At 64.0% G+C, this 14,380-nt stretch carries 15 protein-coding genes; all 15 read right to left on the bottom strand.

Translation table 11 applies throughout. The features are described from left to right. Positions 1-16: 16 nt before the first annotated feature. The gene (locus I6F20_RS04215; RefSeq protein ID WP_036025336.1) at positions 17-1,525 is read right to left on the bottom strand and encodes an NADH-quinone oxidoreductase subunit M; all 1,509 of its coding nucleotides are present in this window, start codon (positions 1,523-1,525) and stop codon (positions 17-19) included. Further along, the gene (gene nuoL / locus I6F20_RS04210) at positions 1,526-3,625 is read right to left on the bottom strand and encodes an NADH-quinone oxidoreductase subunit L (RefSeq protein WP_225125166.1); all 2,100 of its coding nucleotides are present in this window, start codon (positions 3,623-3,625) and stop codon (positions 1,526-1,528) included. A gap of 61 nt (positions 3,626-3,686) precedes the next feature. Further along, the gene (nuoK, locus tag I6F20_RS04205) at positions 3,687-3,995 is read right to left on the bottom strand and encodes an NADH-quinone oxidoreductase subunit NuoK (RefSeq protein ID WP_036010170.1); all 309 of its coding nucleotides are present in this window, start codon (positions 3,993-3,995) and stop codon (positions 3,687-3,689) included. Beyond that, a complete protein-coding gene (locus tag I6F20_RS04200; protein WP_036010173.1) occupies positions 3,992-4,630 on the bottom strand; it encodes an NADH-quinone oxidoreductase subunit J in 639 nt (212 codons plus the stop codon). Before I6F20_RS04200 ends, nuoK begins: the two co-directional genes overlap by 4 nt. A gap of 9 nt (positions 4,631-4,639) precedes the next feature. Then, positions 4,640-5,134, bottom strand: coding sequence for an NADH-quinone oxidoreductase subunit NuoI (nuoI, locus tag I6F20_RS04195; protein WP_157283556.1), 495 nt, complete (start codon positions 5,132-5,134; stop codon positions 4,640-4,642). An 8-nt stretch (positions 5,135-5,142) separates the two neighbouring features. Then, positions 5,143-6,210: an NADH-quinone oxidoreductase subunit NuoH gene (gene nuoH, locus I6F20_RS04190; protein ID WP_085969087.1), complete on the bottom strand. Its 1,068-nt coding sequence runs from the start codon at positions 6,208-6,210 to the stop codon at positions 5,143-5,145. Positions 6,211-6,220: 10 nt separating this feature from the next. Further along, a complete protein-coding gene (nuoG, locus tag I6F20_RS04185) occupies positions 6,221-8,296 on the bottom strand; it encodes an NADH-quinone oxidoreductase subunit NuoG (protein WP_225125165.1) in 2,076 nt (691 codons plus the stop codon). Between the two features lie 5 nt (positions 8,297-8,301). After that, a complete protein-coding gene (gene nuoF, locus I6F20_RS04180) occupies positions 8,302-9,627 on the bottom strand; it encodes an NADH-quinone oxidoreductase subunit NuoF (RefSeq protein ID WP_036025343.1) in 1,326 nt (441 codons plus the stop codon). A 15-nt stretch (positions 9,628-9,642) separates the two neighbouring features. Beyond that, complete coding sequence (locus I6F20_RS04175) at positions 9,643-9,843, bottom strand: hypothetical protein (protein WP_225125164.1); 201 nt, start codon at positions 9,841-9,843, stop codon at positions 9,643-9,645. Beyond that, positions 9,843-10,454, bottom strand: coding sequence for an NADH-quinone oxidoreductase subunit NuoE (nuoE, locus tag I6F20_RS04170; protein ID WP_225125163.1), 612 nt, complete (start codon positions 10,452-10,454; stop codon positions 9,843-9,845). The genes I6F20_RS04175 and nuoE overlap by 1 nt, the downstream gene beginning before the upstream one ends. 12 nt (positions 10,455-10,466) lie before the next feature. Beyond that, a complete protein-coding gene (locus I6F20_RS04165) occupies positions 10,467-11,444 on the bottom strand; it encodes an FkbM family methyltransferase (RefSeq protein ID WP_036025345.1) in 978 nt (325 codons plus the stop codon). Next, complete coding sequence (locus tag I6F20_RS04160) at positions 11,444-12,640, bottom strand: NADH-quinone oxidoreductase subunit D (protein WP_036010192.1); 1,197 nt, start codon at positions 12,638-12,640, stop codon at positions 11,444-11,446. The genes I6F20_RS04165 and I6F20_RS04160 overlap by 1 nt, the downstream gene beginning before the upstream one ends. A 2-nt stretch (positions 12,641-12,642) precedes the next feature. Next, positions 12,643-13,257: an NADH-quinone oxidoreductase subunit C gene (locus I6F20_RS04155; RefSeq protein ID WP_036010195.1), complete on the bottom strand. Its 615-nt coding sequence runs from the start codon at positions 13,255-13,257 to the stop codon at positions 12,643-12,645. 11 nt (positions 13,258-13,268) lie between these two features. Then, positions 13,269-13,859, bottom strand: coding sequence for a NuoB/complex I 20 kDa subunit family protein (locus I6F20_RS04150; protein WP_036025347.1), 591 nt, complete (start codon positions 13,857-13,859; stop codon positions 13,269-13,271). Continuing rightward, positions 13,850-14,215 (bottom strand): NADH-quinone oxidoreductase subunit A, encoded by a 366-nt coding sequence (locus tag I6F20_RS04145; protein WP_008136158.1) that lies wholly within the window; start codon positions 14,213-14,215, stop codon positions 13,850-13,852. Before I6F20_RS04145 ends, I6F20_RS04150 begins: the two co-directional genes overlap by 10 nt. Between the last annotated feature and the right edge of the window lie 165 nt (positions 14,216-14,380).

The following is a 14,380-nucleotide window of genomic DNA, read 5'->3' as shown; positions in this document are numbered from 1 at the left end:
ATCCTGACCTGCCCGATCACTGGAGCAGTGCGGCGGCCTTCACGGCCGTCACGGCGGTGTTGTAATTGTTAACGAGTTGCTGGACCGAGGCGGCCGACATGTCGAGCACCGGCTTCGGATAGACGCCGAACAGGATCGTCAGCGCGATCATCGGGAATAGAATGACGCACTCCCGCAAGGTGAGATCCTTCATGCTTGCCAGCTGCGGCTTGACCAGCGCTCCGAACACGACCTTGCGATAGAGCCATAGTGCATAGGCCGCCGAGAGGATCACGCCGAAGCTGGCGAAGAACGCGGTCGGGATCGAGACCTTGAAGGTGCCGAGCAGCGTCATGAACTCGCCGACGAAGCCGCTCGTGCCGGGCAGACCGACATTGGCCATGGTGAACACCATGAAGGTCATCGCATAGAGCGGCATCCGGTTGACGAGGCCGCCATAGGCCGCGATCTCGCGGGTGTGCAGGCGGTCGTAGACGACGCCGACGCAGAGGAACAGCGCGCCGGAGACGATGCCGTGCGAGATCATCTGGAACACGCCGCCGGCGACGCCCTGCATGGTGCCGGCGAAGATGCCCATGGTGACGAAGCCCATATGCGCGACCGAGGAGTACGCGATCAGCTTCTTCATGTCCTCCTGCATCAGCGCCACCAGCGAGGTGTAGATGATGGCGATGGCCGAGAGCGTGAACACCAGCGGCGCGAAGTCGTGCGAGGCCAGCGGGAACATCGGCAGCGAGAAGCGCAGGAAGCCGTAGCCGCCCATCTTCAGGAGGATCGCGGCCAGGACCACGGAGCCCGCAGTCGGCGCTTCGACGTGCGCGTCCGGAAGCCAGGTGTGCACCGGCCACATCGGCATCTTCACCGCAAAGGAGGCGAAGAAGGCGAGCCACGCCCAGGTCTGCAACGACCGCGGCACGGCGGTGTGCATCAGGGTCGGGATGTCGGTGGTGCCGCCGTTCCAATACAGCGCCATGATGGCGAGCAGCATCAGGACCGAGCCGAGCAGCGTGTAGAGGAAGAACTTGAACGAGGCATAGACCCGGCGCGGACCGCCCCAGACGCCGATGATCAGGAACATCGGGATCAGGCCGCCCTCGAAGAACAGGTAGAACAGCACGAGATCGAGCGCCGAGAAGGTGCCGATCATGAGCGTTTCCAGAATCAGGAACGCCATCATGTATTCGCGGACGCGGTTGGTGATCGCCTTCCAGCTCGCGACGATGCAGAACGGCATCACGGCGGTGGTGAGGATCACGAGCGGCAGCGAGATGCCGTCGACGCCCATGTGGTAGGTGATGCCGGTGGCGAGCCAGTTCGCCTTCTCGACGAACTGGAAGTCGGGGTTGCTGGGGTCGAAGCGCATGACCAGGATCACCGACACCGCGAAGGTGATCAGCGTGGTCCAGAGCGCGATCCAGCGCGAATTGCGCCGCGCCGCCTCGTCGTCACCGCGGCTCAGATAGACGATCAGCGCGCCGACCAGGGGCAGGAACGTCGTGACCGAAAGAATGGGCCAGGTTGTCATTTACTGGCCTCCAAAGCCGAACATGAACCAGGTGATCAGGCCGGCAGCGCCGATCAGCATGGCGAATGCATAGTGATAGAGATAGCCGGTCTGGATCTTGACGACGTTGCGGGTGACGTCCAGCACGCGGGCCGAGACGCCGTCGGGGCCGAAGCCGTCGATGATGAAGCCGTCGCCCTTCTTCCAGAGCTGGTAGCCGATCCACTTCGCCGGACGGACGAAGATGATGTCGTACAGCTCGTCGAAGTACCATTTGTTGAGCAGGAACTGGTACAGCATCGGCTGCGTGTTCGCGAGCTCGACCGGCAGGTAGGGCCGGCGGATGTAGAACAGGTACGAGACGAGGAAGCCCAGCACCATCATCACCGTCGGCAGGAAGGCGATGGTCTGAGGGATGTGGTGCATCTCCTCGATGATGTGCGGGTTCATCTTCACGGACTCGCGGAAGAACTCCTCGACCCCGTGGCCGGCGAACAGCTCCTTGAACGGCAGGCCCGCGACGAACGAGCCGACCGCGAGCACGCCGATCGGGATCAGGATCCAGAGCGGAGCCTCATGCGCGGCCTCGTAATGATGCTCGTCATGCGGCTCGCCGTGGAAGGTCTTGAAGATCAGGCGCCAGGAGTAGAACGAGGTCAGGCCGGCGGCGACGATCGTCATCAGGAAGCCGTACACGGCGAACGGATTGTGGGAGGCGTAGGCGGACTCGATGATCGCGTCCTTGGAGAAGTAGCCGGCGGTGAGCGGGAAGCCGGTCAGCGCCAGCGTGCCGACCACCATCACCGCATAGGTGTAGGGAATCTTCTTCCAGAGGCCGCCCATGTTGCGGATGTCCTGCTCGTGGTGCATCGCGTAGATCACCGAGCCGGAGCCCAAGAACAGCAGCGCCTTGAAGAAGGCATGCGTGAACAAATGGAACATGCCGACCGAATAGGCGCCTGCTCCCATCGCCACGAACATGTAGCCGAGCTGCGAACAGGTCGAATAGGCGACGATGCGCTTGATGTCGTTCTGGACGAGGCCGATGGTCGCCGCGAAAAACGCGGTGGTGGCGCCGAAGAACATCACGACGGCCTGCGCGTTCGGGGCGAGCTCGAACAGCGGCGACAGGCGCGCCACCATGAAGACGCCGGCAGTGACCATGGTCGCGGCGTGGATCAGCGCCGAGACCGGGGTCGGACCTTCCATTGCGTCCGGCAACCAGGTGTGCAGCAGGAACTGCGCCGACTTGCCCATCGCGCCCATGAACAGCAGCAGACAGGTCAGGGTCAGCGCGTCGGCATGCCAGCCGAGGAAGTTGATTGTCTTGCCGGTGAGGCCGGGCGCGGCGTGGAAGATGGTCTCGAAATCGGTCGAGCCGACCAGCATGAAGACCGCGAAGATACCGAGCGCGAAGCCGAAGTCGCCGACGCGGTTGACCACGAAGGCCTTGATGGCGGCAGCGTTGGCCGAGGGCTTCTGGTACCAGAAGCCGATCAGCAGATAGCTGGCGAGACCCACGCCTTCCCAGCCGAAGAACAGCTGCACCAGATTGTCGGCCGTCACCAGCATCAGCATGGCGAAGGTGAACAGCGAGAGATACCCGAAGAAGCGCGGCCGGTTCGGGTCCTCGTCCATGTAGCCGATGGAATAGAGGTGCACGAGCGAGGACACGGTCGTCACCACCACCAGCATTACGGCGGTGAGCGTATCGACGCGCAGCGTCCACCAGACCTGGAGATCGCCGGAGAAGATCCAGGGCAGCAACTGGATCCTGTAGTCGTGATGCATGAAGCCGACGTCGACCAGCGTCATCCAGGACAAGGCTGCCGAGACGAACAGCAGCCCGGTGGTGATCAGCTCGGCCGCGCGCGAGCCCGCCGCCGGCGGCTCGGTCGGGCCATGGCCGTGATCATCGTGAGCGTCGTCGTGATGGCTCTCGTGGATGACGGAGGCATCCTCGTTGATCTTGTCGGACGCATGGGCATGCGCGCCATGGCCGTGGCCGCCGTGATGATCGAGCTCGTCGCCCGAGGGGTTGCGGGCATGCGCGCCGAACAGCGCGATCAGGCCAGCCAGAATGGCGCCCAGCAGAGGCAGAAAGACAATTGCCTGAACCATGACTTACTCTTTCCGCATGATCTGGTCGGAAAACCGGTACCCACTTTTCCGGATCATGCGCTCAGCCCTTCATCAGATTGACGTCCTCAACCGCGATCGAGCCGCGATTGCGGAAATAGACCACCAGGATGGCGAGACCGATCGCAGCTTCGGCAGCCGCGACCGTCAGCACCAGCAGCGCGAAGACCTGGCCGACGATGTCGCCGAGGAAGCTCGAGAACGCCACGAGGTTGATGTTGACCGAGAGCAGGATCAGCTCGATCGACATCAGGATGACGATGATGTTCTTGCGGTTCAGGAAGATGCCGAGGATGCCGAGCGTGAACAGGATCGCGCCGACCGCCAGATAGTGTCCGAGCCCGATCGTCATTTCACCCACTCCGCCGCATCCGCGTCCGAGAGCCCCTGCCCCGGCGCCACCTTGCGCACCGCCATCGCGATGTCGGGCGTGCGCGCGTTCTGAACGTTGATGTCCTGCCGCTTGACCTTCTCCTTGTGGCGCAGCGTCAGCACGATGGCGCCGATCATGGCGACCAGGAGCACCATGCCCGAGAGCTGGAAGTAGTGGATGTACTTCGTATAGAGCACGAGACCGAGCGCCTCGGTGTTGCTGACGTTGGCCGGGATCGCTGCCGTGATCGTCTTGGAGACGCCGGGATTGATGACCCAGAAGCCGACGGTGAGCAGCAACTCGAACATGAAGATGCCGCCGATCACGAGGCCGACCGGCAGGTACTCGATGAAGCCCTCGCGCAGCTCGAGGAAGTCGACATCGAGCATCATGATCACGAACAGGAACAGCACCGCGACCGCGCCGACATAGACGACGATCAGCATCATGCCGAGGAACTCGGCGCCCATCAGCACGAACAGGCCGGAGGCGTTGACGAAGGCCAGGATCAGGTACAGCACGGAGTGCACGGGATTGCGCGAGACAATCACCATCACGGCCGAGGCGACGCAGACGCCGGCGAAGAGATAAAAGAACAGTGCGGGAAGGATCATGCCCTCACCTCACCGGTACGGCGCGTCGAGCTCGATCGCCTTGGCGATCTCGCGTTCCCAGCGGTCGCCGTTGGCGAGCAGCTTGGCCTTGTCATAATAGAGCTCCTCGCGGGTCTCGGTCGCGAACTCGAAGTTCGGGCCTTCAACGATGGCATCGACCGGACAGGCCTCCTGGCAGAGGCCGCAATAGATGCACTTCACCATGTCGATGTCGTAGCGCACGGTGCGGCGGGTGCCGTCGTTGCGGCGCGGGCCGGCCTCGATGGTGATGGCCTGCGCCGGGCAGACCGCCTCGCACAGCTTGCAGGCAATGCAGCGCTCTTCGCCGTTCGGATAGCGGCGCAGCGCGTGCTCGCCGCGGAAGCGGGGCGAGATCGGGCCCTTCTCGAACGGATAGTTCAGCGTCGGCTTCGGCTGAAAGAAATAACGCATGGCGAGGAAGAACGCCGAGACGAATTCCGACAGCAGAAGCGAGCGTGCAGTGGCGTTGACGTTGATACCCATGACGGCCCTCACTTCGGCGCGATGCCGGCGAAATGCAGCACGCCGGCCACCACGATCACCATCGCCAGCGACAGCGGCAGGAACACCTTCCAGCCGAGGCGCATCAATTGATCGTAGCGGTAGCGCGGCACGATCGCCTTCGCCATCGCGAACAGGAAGAACATGAAGAACAGTTTCAGCGAGAACCAGATGATCCCCGGCACCCAGTTGAAGGGCGGCAGGTCCACCGGCGGCAGCCAGCCTCCGAGGAACAGGATCGTCGCCAGCGCGCACATCGTGACGATTGCGACATACTCACCGAGCATGAACAAGAGGTACGGCGTCGAGCCGTACTCGACCATGAAGCCGGCGACGAGCTCGGATTCGGCTTCGACGAGGTCGAAGGGCGGACGGTTGGTTTCCGCCAGCGCCGAGACGTAGAACACCACGAACATCGGGAACAACGGCCAGACGTACCAATTCAGGATCGTCAGCTGCGGCAGCCCGATCAGGCTGGCGAGACCGCGCGCGTGCTGGGCCTCGACCACCGCCGTCAGGTTCAGCGTGCCGGCGCAGAGCAGCACGGTGATGATGACGAAGCCGATCGAGACTTCGTACGACACCATCTGCGCGGCCGAGCGCAGCGCGGCGAGGAACGGATACTTCGAGTTCGACGACCAGCCGGCCATGATGATGCCGTAGATCGACAGCGACGAGATCGCGAAGATGAAGAGGACGCCGACATTGATGTCGGCGATCACCCAGCCGAGATTGGTCGGGATCACGGCCCAGGCGGCGAGTGCGAGCACGCACGATACCAGCGGCGCCAGCAGAAACACGCCCTTGTTGGCGCCGGCCGGGATGATCGGCTCCTTCAGCACGAACTTGAGCAGGTCGGCGAAGGATTGCAGCAGGCCCCACGGGCCGACGACGTTCGGGCCGCGCCGGATCTGCACCGCCGCCCAGATCTTGCGGTCGGCGAGCAGGATGTAGGCGATCGCGACCAGCAGGACGACGAGCACGAGGACGCTCTGCGCGACCATGATGATCAGCGGCCAGAGGAACCCGGTCCAGAATGCGCTTTCGAAGAATTCCATCAGATCACGCTCACTCCGCTGCGGTCAGCATCTGCCCGGAGGCGAGGCGCGAGCATTCCGCCATCACGGCGGACGCACGCGCGATTGGGTTGGTCAAATAGAAGTCCTCGACCAGAGGCTTGAACGGCGCCTTCTCGGGCGAGCCGCCCTTCCCCGCCAGCTTCTTGATCTGGTCGGCCGAGCCGGCCTCGATCTGGTCGAGACGGATCAGATGCGGCACGGCCTTGAACGCCGCCTGGCGCAGGGCTTGAAGCGAGTCATAGCCGAGCTTCTTGCCGAGCGCTTCCGACAGTGCGCGGATGATCGCCCAGTCCTCGCGGGCCTCGCCCGGCGGGAACGCGGCGCGGCCCGTCATCTGCACGCGGCCTTCGGTGTTGACGTAGATCGCGGACTTCTCGGTGTAGGCGGCCGCCGGCAGGATGACGTCGGCGCGATGTGCGCCGCGATCGCCATGGGTGCCGATATAGACGACGAAGGTGCCGTCCGGCGCCTTGATCTCGTCGGCCCCGAGCAGGAATAGCAGGTCGAGCGTGCCGAACGTCGTCATCTGCGCGGCGTTGAGGCCGCCGCCGGTTGCGGCAAAGCCGATATCCAGCGCGCCGACGCGCGAGGCGGTCTCGTGCAGCACGCCAAAACCATTCCAGCCGTCCTTGACTGCGCCGACATCGAGCGCGAGCTTGGCGCTGGCGGCGAGAATGGCGGCGCCGTCGTGACGGGCGGCCGCGCCCGCACCGACCAGGATGATCGGATTCTCAGCGTTCTTCAGCACGTCCATGAAGGAATGCTTGCCGGCCGCGAGCTCGGCCAGCGTCTCGGTACCGGCACCGAGGTGGTCGAAATCATAGGTCAGGTCGGCCTTGGCACCGATCACGCCGACCTTGAAGCCGCCGGCGCGCCAACGCTTGCGGATGCGGGCGTTGAACACGGCCGCCTCTTTCCGCGGGTTCGCGCCGATGATGAGCAGCGCGTCCGCCTGCTCGACGCCGGCGAGCGTCGGATTGAAGATGTAGGAGCCGCGGCCGAGCGCGGGATCGAAGGCGTCGCCGCCCTGCACCGCCAGATTGCTCGAACCGTATTTGCCGAGCAGGTCCTTCAGCGCGAACATCTCCTCAACGCCGGCGAGATCGCCTGCGATCGCGCCGATGCGCTTGCCGTCGGTGCGCGCCGCCTTGGCGGCGATCGCAGCGAAGGCTTCGGTCCAGCTCGCTGCGCGCAGCTTGCCGGCCTCGCGGATATAGGGCCGGTCGAGACGCTGGGTGCGGAGGCCATCGACCACGTGCCGGGTCTTGTCGGAGATCCACTCCTCGTTCACGGCCTCGTTGATGCGCGGCAGGATCCTCATCACCTCGCGGCCGCGGGTGTCGACGCGGATCGCAGAACCGACGCCGTCCATGACGTCGATCGACTGGGTCTTGCCGAGCTCCCACGGGCGCGCCGCGAAGGCATAGGGCTTCGAGGTCAGCGCGCCGACCGGGCAGATGTCGACGAGGTTGCCCTGCAATTCGGACGTCAGCGCGTGCTCCAGATAGGTCGTGATCTCCATGTCCTCGCCGCGGCCGGTGGCGCCCATCTCGGGCGCGCCGGCGACTTCCGCCGAGAAGCGGACGCAGCGCGTGCACTGGATGCAGCGGTTCATGGAGGTCTTGACCAGCGCGCCGAGATATTTGTCCTCGACCGCGCGCTTGTTCTCGGCGAAGCGGCTGGTGTCGACACCATAGCCCATCGCCTGGTCCTGCAGGTCGCACTCGCCGCCCTGGTCGCAGATCGGGCAATCCAGCGGATGGTTGATCAGAAGGAATTCCATCACGCCTTCGCGTGCCTTCTTCACCATCGGCGAACGCGTCGAAATCTCGGGCGGCTCGCCCTTGGGGCCCGGACGGCAGTCGCGCACGCCCCAGGCGCAGCTCGCGACCGGCTTCGGGCCGCCCTTCACCTCGACGAGACACATCCGGCAATTGCCGGCGATCGACAGCCGCTCGTGATAGCAGAAGCGCGGAATCTCGGCGCCGGCCGCCTCGCACGCCTGAAGCAGCGTGTACTCGGCGGGGACATCGATCTCTTTGCCGTCGATGATGAGCTTGGTCATGTCTCTTACTCCGCCGCGACCATGTTCACGGGATCGCGGACCCCGATGTCATCGACATCGGCCTTGTGCGAATATTGGTCGATGCGCGCTTCGATCTCGTGGCGGAAGTGCGTGATCAGGCCCTGGATCGGCCAGGCGGCGGCGTCGCCGAGCGCGCAGATGGTGTGGCCCTCGACCTGCTTGGTGACCTCGAGCAGCATGTCGATCTCGCGCTTGTGGGCACGGCCTTCGGCCATGCGGGTCAGGACGCGCCACATCCAGCCCGTGCCCTCGCGGCACGGCGTGCACTGGCCGCAGCTCTCGTGCTTGTAGAAATAGGAGATGCGGGCGATCGCACGGATCAGGTCGGTCGACTTGTCCATCACGATCACCGCGGCGGTGCCGAGGCCCGAGCGCAGCTTGCTCAGGCTATCGAAATCCATCGGCGTGTCGATGATCTGCTCGGCCGGCACCATGCGCACCGACGAGCCGCCGGGGATCACGGCCTTGAGGTTGTCCCAGCCGCCGCGAATGCCGCCGCAATGCTTCTCGATCAGCTCACGGAACGGGATGCCCATGGCCTCTTCGACGTTGCAGGGCCGCTCGACATGGCCGGAGATGCAGAACAGCTTGGTGCCGACATTGTTCGGGCGGCCGATGCCGGCGAACCACGCCGCGCCGCGGCGCAGGATATCGGGCGCAACGGCGATGGATTCGACGTTGTTGACGGTGGTCGGGCAGCCGAACAGACCGACATTCGCCGGGAACGGCGGCTTCAGCCGCGGCTGACCCTTCTTGCCTTCGAGGCTTTCGAGCAGCGCGGTCTCCTCGCCGCAGATATAGGCGCCGGCGCCGTGGGCGACGTAGAGGTCGAACGGCCAGCCGTTGAGATTGTCCTTGCCGATCAGCTTGGCTTCATAGGCCTGGTCGATCGCGGCCTGAAGGCGCTCGCGCTCGCGGATGAACTCGCCGCGGACATAGATGTAGCAGGCATGCGCGTTCATCGCGAAGCTCGCGATCAGGCAGCCCTCGACCAACAGATGCGGATCATGCCGCATGATCTCGCGGTCCTTGCAGGTGCCGGGCTCGGATTCGTCGGCGTTGACGACGAGATAGCTGGGACGGCCGTCGGTGGACTCCTTCGGCATGAAGGACCATTTGAGACCGGTCGGGAAGCCTGCGCCGCCGCGGCCGCGGAGCCCTGAGGCCTTCATCTCGTTGATGATCCAGTCGCGGCCCTTGTCGATGATGTTCTTGGTGCCGTCCCAGGCGCCACGACGCCGCGCACCCTCCAGCCCCCAATCATGGAGGCCGTAGAGGTTCTTGAAGATGCGGTCCTTGTCCTCGAGCATATCAGTGCTTTCCGATCAACGAATGGACTGCTTGTAGGCAAGTCCGGCGGCGCTGACGGCGAAGAACAGCGCCCAGAGCAGACTGGTCTCCTGCGAGGCGTTCATGAAGTAACGCTGCAGCAGGAACATGAAGGCAGCCGCGATCGCGGCGTGCATGGCGACGAAGCCCCATTTCTTCACGGCCGCGGTCCCTCCGGTTATGGCGAGATCACGCATCAGGTGATCTCCTTGAGCGTGGTCGGTCCGGTGATCGGCGCCGAGAATTGGCGGCCGTTCTGCGGACCGGGCTTGGGCGGATTGCCCGAAGCGAAGCCATCGAGCACCTTGCCGAAGCTTTCCTTGGTCAGGTCCTCATAGGTGTCCTTGCCGATCAGCACCATCGGCGCGTTCACGCAGGCGCCCAGGCACTCCACCTCCTCCCAGCTGAAATTGCCGTCCTTGGAGAGATGGAAGGGCTCGTGATGGATGCGGTGCTCGCAGACGTGGATCAGATCCTCGGCGCCGCGCAGCCGGCACGGGGTGGTGCCGCAGACCTGGACGTGAGCCTTCTTGCCGACGGGGGCGAGCTGGAACATGGTGTAGAAGGTCGCGACCTCCAGCACGCGGATATAGGGCATGTCGAGCATGTCGGCGATGACGCGGATCGCGGCCTCCGACACCCAGCCCTCGTTCTGCTCCTGCGCGCGCCAGAGGATGGCGATGACGGCGGAGGCCTGACGGCCTTCGGGATATTTCGCGATCTGCTGCCGGGCGAATGCGAGGTTCTCCTCCGTGAACGCAAAGCTCGCGGGTTGGACTTCCTTCGGTGCTAATCGGCGAACGGACATCTCTTCAATCTCTCACTGCATGCGGCGCGCGGTCTTGGTATCCAGGTTCTTGGCGTTCATGGCCTCGATCCTGTCCTGCCAGAATGCGCTTGCGGTGCCGAAAACGTTGTAGCCGACGTGGGTCGAGACCTTGATGCGGTCGAGGATCGACAGCTCGGTCACGGTCTCCATGCGGTTGCTGCGCGGATCGAACACGATCAGCTTCAGCGGGGTCTGTTCGAGGATGAAGCGCGACACGGCGTGCGAGCGGTCGCTGCCGTGCTCCTCGCACATGATGACACTGTCGGCCTGAAGCAGCCGTGCCCCGCCCTTGATCGCCTCGATCTCGACGCCTTCGACGTCGAGCTTGATCAGGTACTTGCCGGTGGCCGCGACCTTCCCGTCCTCGATCAAATTGTCGAGCGCGATCACCGGCACCTCTTCGCCGCCCGCCGACTGATCGCCGGCGATGCTGAAGGCTTCGTGCTTGGTGCCCGACAGACGCGCGGTGCCGCGCGCCGCGCCGATGGCGCATTTCATGGTCTCGAAGCGGCCAGCGTTGATGCGGGCATTGTTGGCGAGCTTCGAATAGTTCTGGCCCGACGGCTCGATCGCGATCGCCTTGTGCGCGCCGAACGGCTTGCTCGAGACCAGCACCGACCAATAACCGTAATTGGCGCCGCAATCGAGCAGCGTGTAGTCGACGTCGATGGAATCGGCGAACAAGAGCTCGAGCTCGTCCTCGTAAATGTAGGAGCGGTTGAGCAGCTTGCTCCAATAGCCGTCGCCGTAAGGGAATTCGAACACCGCGTCGGGATTGAGCCTGATCGCGATGTTGCGCTCGGGTAGCGTCTTGCGCAGCAAATTCGCGCAGGCGATGTAGCCCATATGCGAGAAGTGCGAAGAGATCTTCGATCCCGTCACCAGCGCCAAGGCAGCCGTCCGCTCCCACAGGTTGGCCCCTTCAAGGGCCCCCGAGGCACGGTCAAACTGGATTGGCGCCTGCGCCATCACCGATCGACCTCTCCGAACACGATGTCGAGCGATCCTAGGATCGCCGACACGTCGGCCAGCAGATGGCCGCGGCAGATGTGGTCCATGGCCTGCAGATGTGCAAAGCCCGGCGCGCGGATCTTGCACTTGTAGGGCTTGTTGGTGCCGTCGGCGACGAGATAGACGCCGAACTCGCCCTTGGGCGCCTCGACCGCAGCATAGACCTCGCCGGCCGGCACGTGGACGCCTTCGGTGTAGAGCTTGAAGTGGTGGATCAGCGCTTCCATCGAGCGCTTCATCTCGCCACGGCGCGGCGGCGCGACCTTGTTGTCTTCGACGACAACGGGGCCCTTACCGTCAGGCGCGTTCAGCTTCTGGATGCACTGTTTCATGATGCGCACGGACTGGCGCATCTCTTCCATGCGGATCAGGTAGCGGTCGTAGCAGTCGCCGTTCTTGCCGATCGGAATGTCGAAATCCATCTCGGCGTAGCACTCGTAGGGCTGCGACTTGCGCAAGTCCCAGGCCGCGCCCGAGCCGCGCACCATCACACCCGAGAAACCCCATTCCCAGGCTTCCTTGAGCGGCACCACGCCGATGTCGACGTTGCGCTGCTTGAAGATGCGATTGGCGGTGAGCAGACGGTCGAGATCGTCGACGACCTTGAGGAACGGATCGCACCAGGCCTCGATGTCGTCGACCAGCTTCTGCGGCAGGTCCTGATGCACGCCGCCGATACGGAAATAGGCCGCATGCATGCGGCTGCCCGAGGCGCGCTCGTAGAACACCATCAGCTTCTCGCGCTCTTCGAAGCCCCACAGCGGCGGGGTCAGCGCGCCGACGTCCATCGCCTGCGTGGTGACGTTGAGCAGATGCGAGAGGATGCGGCCGATCTCGCAATAGAGCACGCGGATCAGCTGGCCGCGGCGCGGCACCTCGATGCCGAGCAGCTTCTCGGCGGCGAGGCAGAAGGCATGCTCCTGGTTCATCGGCGCGACGTAGTCGAGCCGGTCGAAATAAGGGATCGCCTGCAGATAAGTCTTCTGCTCGATCAGCTTCTCGGTGCCGCGGTGAAGCAGGCCGATATGCGGATCGACGCGCTCGACCACTTCGCCGTCGAGTTCGAGCACGAGGCGCAAAACGCCGTGCGCCGCCGGGTGCTGCGGTCCGAAATTGATCGTGAAGTTACGGAGATTCTGCGGTTGCTCGTTCATGATCAGACCTTCGGCCCCGCTTTTTCATCGCCCGGAAGCACCGGATAGTCGGCACCTTCCCAAGGAGACAAAAAGTCGAACTTGCGGAATTCCTGGTTGAGCCGGACCGGCTCGTACACCACCCGCTTCTCCTGGTCGTCGTAGCGGACCTCGACGAAGCCGGTGAGCGGGAAATCCTTGCGCAGCGGATGGCCCTCGAAACCGTAGTCCGTGAGGATGCGGCGCATGTCGGGATGGCCGACGAAGAACACGCCGTAGAGGTCGTAGGCTTCGCGCTCGAACCAGTCCGCGCCCGGGAAGACGTCGATCAGCGAGGGCACCTGCGTGGTCTCGTCGGCTTGCGCCTTGAGCCGGATGCGCGCGTTCAAGGTCGGCGACAGGAAGTGATAGATGACGTCGAAGCGCTTCTCGCGATCCGGATAGTCCACCGCCGTGATGTCGGTGATGTTGACGAACCGGCAGTTCGGGTCATCGCGGAGGTACTTGACCACCTCGACGATCCTGGCGGCCTCGACGTCCACGGTGAGCTGGTTGAAGGCCACCGAGTGACCGGTCGCGGCGCCCGGAAGCGCGCTAACGATCGTCTGCCCCAGGGCGTCGAGCTTGGCGTCGTCCATGACGTAAAACCTTAGCGTTCGATGGTGCCGGTGCGCCGGATCTTCTTTTGCAGCAGCAGCACGCCGTAGAGCAGCGCCTCCGCCGTGGGCGGGCAGCCCGGCACGTAGATGTCGATCGGCACGATGCGGTCGCAGCCGCGCACGACCGAGTAGGAATAGTGATAATAGCCGCCGCCATTGGCGCAGGAGCCCATCGAGATGACGTAGCGCGGCTCGGGCATCTGGTCGTAGACCTTGCGCAGCGCCGGCGCCATCTTGTTGGTCAGCGTTCCCGCCACGATCATCACGTCGGACTGACGCGGCGAGGCACGCGGGGCGAAGCCGAAGCGCTCGACGTCGTAGCGCGGCATCGAGACCTGCATCATCTCGACCGCGCAGCAGGCGAGACCGAAGGTCATCCACATCAAAGAGCCGGTACGCGCCCAGGTGATGAGGTCGTCGGTCGCGGCCACGAAGAAGCCCTTGTCGGACAGCTCGGAATTGACCTCGAGGAAGAACGGATCATTGGCCCCGACCGGCTTGCCGGTCGAAGGATCCAGAATGCCCTTCGGGGCCGGTGCGATCACCGGACCTGCGGACTGTGTAGCCGGGTTCAATCCCATTCGAGGGCCCCTTTCTTCCATTCATAGGCGAACCCGACCGTCAGCACGGCGAGGAACACCACCATGGACCAGAAGCCGGTCGCGCCAAGCTTGCCGAACGCCACCGCCCAGGGAAACAGAAACGCCACCTCGAGATCGAAGATGATGAAGAGGATGGCGACGAGATAGAAGCGGACGTCGAACTTCATGCGGGCGTCGTCGAAGGCGTTGAAGCCGCACTCATAGGCCGACAGCTTTTCGGGATCCGGCTGCTGGAACGCCACGATGAACGGCGCGATCAGCAGCACGAGGCCGATCAGGCCCGCTACCCCTATAAAGACGACGAGTGGAAGATAGTTCTGCAGAATGCCGCTCATTGGCGAGCCCTTTTCCCGCAGCCTCGGGACAGCCACGGATTCGTCCGATTTGGAATTATTCTGAGCCTTAGCGCAGTGCACCAATGGGCGCAAGACACGCTCTTTTCAGGCCCTTTGCCGCCCCCAGAACGGTGAAAATCCCGGAATCACCCCGCGGCTGGTATG

It is taken from the genome of Bradyrhizobium sp. IC3123 (assembly GCF_020193625.1).
Lineage (GTDB): Bacteria > Pseudomonadota > Alphaproteobacteria > Rhizobiales > Xanthobacteraceae > Bradyrhizobium > Bradyrhizobium yuanmingense.
This window is presented reverse-complemented; position numbering and strand designations above follow the sequence as displayed.

Bases quoted from the DNA above. Each gene is read 5' to 3' on its own strand.
- nuoE (WP_225125163.1), bottom strand. From the start codon at position 10,454: ATGTCCGTTCGCCGATTAGCACCGAAGGAAGTCCAACCCGCGAGCTTT.
- I6F20_RS04160 (WP_036010192.1), bottom strand. From the start codon at position 12,640: ATGAACGAGCAACCGCAGAATCTCCGTAACTTCACGATCAATTTCGGA.
- nuoK (WP_036010170.1), bottom strand. From the start codon at position 3,995: ATGACGATCGGGCTCGGACACTATCTGGCGGTCGGCGCGATCCTGTTC.
- I6F20_RS04145 (WP_008136158.1), bottom strand. From the start codon at position 14,215: ATGAGCGGCATTCTGCAGAACTATCTTCCACTCGTCGTCTTTATAGGG.
- nuoI (WP_157283556.1), bottom strand. From the start codon at position 5,134: ATGGGTATCAACGTCAACGCCACTGCACGCTCGCTTCTGCTGTCGGAA.
- I6F20_RS04200 (WP_036010173.1), bottom strand. From the start codon at position 4,630: ATGATCCTTCCCGCACTGTTCTTTTATCTCTTCGCCGGCGTCTGCGTC.
- nuoF (WP_036025343.1), bottom strand. From the start codon at position 9,627: ATGCTCGAGGACAAGGACCGCATCTTCAAGAACCTCTACGGCCTCCAT.
- I6F20_RS04150 (WP_036025347.1), bottom strand. From the start codon at position 13,859: ATGGGATTGAACCCGGCTACACAGTCCGCAGGTCCGGTGATCGCACCG.
- nuoG (WP_225125165.1), bottom strand. From the start codon at position 8,296: ATGACCAAGCTCATCATCGACGGCAAAGAGATCGATGTCCCCGCCGAG.
- I6F20_RS04175 (WP_225125164.1), bottom strand. From the start codon at position 9,843: ATGCGTGATCTCGCCATAACCGGAGGGACCGCGGCCGTGAAGAAATGG.
- I6F20_RS04155 (WP_036010195.1), bottom strand. From the start codon at position 13,257: ATGGACGACGCCAAGCTCGACGCCCTGGGGCAGACGATCGTTAGCGCG.
- I6F20_RS04215 (WP_036025336.1), bottom strand. From the start codon at position 1,525: ATGACAACCTGGCCCATTCTTTCGGTCACGACGTTCCTGCCCCTGGTC.
- I6F20_RS04165 (WP_036025345.1), bottom strand. From the start codon at position 11,444: ATGGCGCAGGCGCCAATCCAGTTTGACCGTGCCTCGGGGGCCCTTGAA.
- nuoH (WP_085969087.1), bottom strand. From the start codon at position 6,210: ATGGAATTCTTCGAAAGCGCATTCTGGACCGGGTTCCTCTGGCCGCTG.
- nuoL (WP_225125166.1), bottom strand. From the start codon at position 3,625: ATGGTTCAGGCAATTGTCTTTCTGCCTCTGCTGGGCGCCATTCTGGCT.